This is a genomic window from Herbaspirillum sp. B65, from assembly GCF_000333555.1.
GTDB classification, from domain to species: domain Bacteria; phylum Pseudomonadota; class Gammaproteobacteria; order Burkholderiales; family Burkholderiaceae_D; genus Herbaspirillum; species Herbaspirillum rubrisubalbicans.
Genome location: NZ_BADI01000870.1, coordinates 1 through 3,028, shown reverse-complemented (window position 1 = coordinate 3,028; position 3,028 = coordinate 1). Strand labels below are relative to the sequence as shown.

Sequence of the window (3,028 nt, the reverse complement as noted above, 5' to 3'; positions counted from 1 at the left end):
CTGCAATGCCGTTGAGCATTTCGCAGAAATGAGGGCAGACGTCAATCGATCTTTACAGGCTGCACAAGGTCATAGGGCCGTAAAAAAAACCGGCCCACGGGCCGGCTTCAGATCCGCACTGCAGCGGTGGAGGAGACTCAGGCCGCCTGCTTGGCTTGCAGCATCGACTCTTCCAGGGCCATCAGGGATTCGATGGCAGCGATCAACAGGCCGATGCGGTGACGGCGATAGATCAGGCGTTTTCTTGCGCGGTTGTTCATGGTTTCTCCTACGACCGGCGCGATGCCGGTGCTATGACGGGGTTGGGCCGCGGTGGACGCCCCACGTGCCGGCGCGGGTGAGCGCAGCAACACGACAGGGGCCAGCGGCCAAGGCCCGACATTATAGCCGAGTGGCGCCGCCCATCCCCTTCTGGGCGCCCCCAAGGAGGTAGCGCCCAGTTCATTGCCTGGCTAAGCGCGCTGCACGCCAACTATGAACTGTTGTGCATCGGCCCACCGGGCCGTCTGGAGCAGCGCTACGGCGGCCTTGTGGGCGTGGCCGCGGGCGGCATCGTCGATGGTCACGCGCAAGGTGAAGTAATTGGGATAGATGCCCGGTTGCTTGGATGGTCGTTCGCATACAGGCCCTGGATCACCTGCCAGCAGGATGCTGCGCCGGTATGAAACAATTGTCTTGCCCGTTTTTATATCCGATAATCGCGCCCATGAACGACACCGCACAACGCCCCGCCCTCCCCGATCGCCTCAGCATCGATCCCCGCAGCCCGCATTACGATGCCGCCATCTTCGAGCATGACATCGGCATCAAGCTCAACGACAAGGAATTCAACAACGTCAGCGAGTATTGCATCAGCGAAGGCTGGATCAAGATCCCTGCCGGCCGCGCGCTGGACCGCAAGGGCAATCCCATGCTGACCAAGCTCAAGGGCCGGGTCGAACCCTTCTATCGTTGAGCGCCGGCTTCCAGCCGAACTCTTCCTGTGCCGCAACAACAAAGGCCCGCAGCATGAACTGCGGGCCTTTCACTTTCTGCGATGAAGCGACGCTCATCGATCCTGCGACTCAAGGCATCAGGCCATCAGCGCCCGCGATGCCACCCGGAACACCGCCACCGCCTGCACCAGCTCGCGGGCCTGGGCCGACAGGCTGATGGCTGCCGCCGCGCTCTGTTCCACCAGCGCCGCATTCTGTTGCGTGGTGCTATCCATCTGCGTGACCGCCTGACCGACCTGGGCGATGCCAGTGTTCTGCTCGGCGGTGGCGGCATTGATGCCGACCATGATGTCGCTGACGCGGCGAATTGAGGTGACGATTTCTTCCATGGTCTTGCCGGCCTGATCGGCCAGTTGCGTGCCTTGGCCGACCTGGTCGACGCTGGCGGTGATCAATTCCTTGATCTCGCGCGCGGCGGTGGCCGAGCGCTGTGCCAGGCTGCGCACTTCGGTGGCCACCACCGCAAAGCCGCGGCCCTGTTCGCCGGCACGCGCCGCTTCCACGGCGGCGTTCAAGGCCAGGATATTGGTCTGGAAGGCGATGCCATCGATGACACCGATGATGTCGCTGATGCGGTCCGAACTGGCGTGGATGCCTTGCATGGTCTGCACCACCTGCTGTACCACTGCGCCGCCCTGGCTGGCGACTTCGGCAGCGTCGCGCGCCAGTTGTCCGGCCTGACGGGCGCCGTCGGCATTCTGTTGCACGGTCGAGCCCAGTTCTTCCATCGAGGCCGCCGTTTGCTGCAGGGCGCTGGCCTGTTCCTCGGTGCGCTTGCTGAGGTCGGCATTGCCTTGCGCGATCTGCGCACTGGCCGTGGCCACACTTTCGGAATTGCTGCGCACGCTGCCCACCACCTTGCTCAGTTGCGCGGTCATGGTTTGCATGGCGGTCAGCAAGCGCGCCACTTCGTCGCTGCCCTTGACCTCCACGTGCTGCGTCAGGTCACCGGCCGACACGGCCTCGGTCAGGCGTACTGCATCGGCAATGGCCGCCGTGGTGGCGCGGGTGATGGCGACCATCACCCACAGCGCGGCCAATGCCAGGGCGGCCAGGGCCACGCATAGCACGATCAGTTCATTGCGCAGGCGCGGAATCTTGGTCTGCAGTTCATCACGCATCATCTCGAAGGAGGCGTTCACCAGTACGAACTGGGTATCGATGATGCGGGTCATGGTGGCCACCCATTGCGGGGCCGGCATGGTCAACGGGTCGGCGCGCATGATGGCGCTGTCGGCCAGTTTGAAGGCTTCATCGGCATCGGCCAACGCGGCCACACGGGCCGCTTCCACGGTCGCCGGCAAGGCGTGCTTGCCGGCCGCCATGGACAGCGAACGGCGCGCATTCTCATAGGCGCGACGCGCACGGTCGGCCAGGCTTTCCAGGCGGGCGCGCTCCTCGGCATCGGCTTGGCCGCGACCCAGTATGACCGCGCCACGGGCCCGGGCCTGGCCCAGCGCTTCGGTCAATTGCGGCAGTTCACTCATGACGGCACGCTGGACGTAGAACAGTGCGGCTTCGGACTCCAGCGCCAGGCCGGAGCTATTGGCCAGGTCATCAAGCAGCAGCAGTTCGCGGGCAATCAATTGCGCGTGCTGCTGGTTGCTCTGGGCGCCGGTGATGGACTTGGCGGCGATGCTCTGTGCCAGCGCACGCCAGTCAGTGGCAAGACGATCCAGGGTATCGATCAAGTCCTTGTCTTGCAATGGCAGCAGGCCGGTGCGCACGCGTTCCAGCGTTGCCTCTACCTCCTTCTGACGTTCGGCCCGGCTGGCCGCAGCGCCATCACCATCGGCCAGGTACAGCGCCGACAGGCCGCGATGCTGCTGCATCTGCTTGAGCAATAACAACAGGTCGCGGCCGGGCTGGATGGCCAGCTCCTCGCGCTGGGCCACAGCCAGGTCTTGCAGGTTGCCCCGTACCAGCAAGGTAGTCGGAACGATGAACAGCATGAAAGCGAGTGCGCCGATGAAGACGAACTTGCGTGAGAATTTGAGATGATTGATCCAGGAACGCATGGTCTTATTGATGTT

General features: G+C 63.7%; 3 protein-coding genes. 1 reads left to right on the top strand and 2 read right to left on the bottom strand.

Features of this window, described 5'->3' with window-relative positions:
- Positions 1 to 137 precede the first annotated feature (137 nt).
- Positions 138 to 260 (bottom strand): hypothetical protein, encoded by a 123-nt coding sequence (locus I5W_RS33900; protein WP_017452222.1) that lies wholly within the window; start codon positions 258 to 260, stop codon positions 138 to 140.
- Positions 261 to 706: 446 nt separating this feature from the next.
- Here I5W_RS33900 and I5W_RS20720 point away from each other — a divergent pair, with 446 nt between their 5' ends.
- Entirely contained in the window at positions 707 to 955 is a 249-nt protein-coding gene (locus I5W_RS20720; protein ID WP_044530646.1) for a DUF3297 family protein, read from the top strand.
- A 117-nt stretch (positions 956 to 1,072) separates the two neighbouring features.
- On the opposite strand, the gene I5W_RS20715 is transcribed toward I5W_RS20720, so the two are convergent.
- Positions 1,073 to 3,028 (bottom strand): methyl-accepting chemotaxis protein (locus I5W_RS20715; protein WP_050010705.1); only part of this gene is annotated, 1,956 nt, incomplete at its 5' end.

Bases quoted from the DNA above. Each gene is read 5' to 3' on its own strand.
- I5W_RS33900 (WP_017452222.1), bottom strand. From the start codon at position 260: ATGAACAACCGCGCAAGAAAACGCCTGATCTATCGCCGTCACCGCATC.
- I5W_RS20720 (WP_044530646.1), top strand. From the start codon at position 707: ATGAACGACACCGCACAACGCCCCGCCCTCCCCGATCGCCTCAGCATC.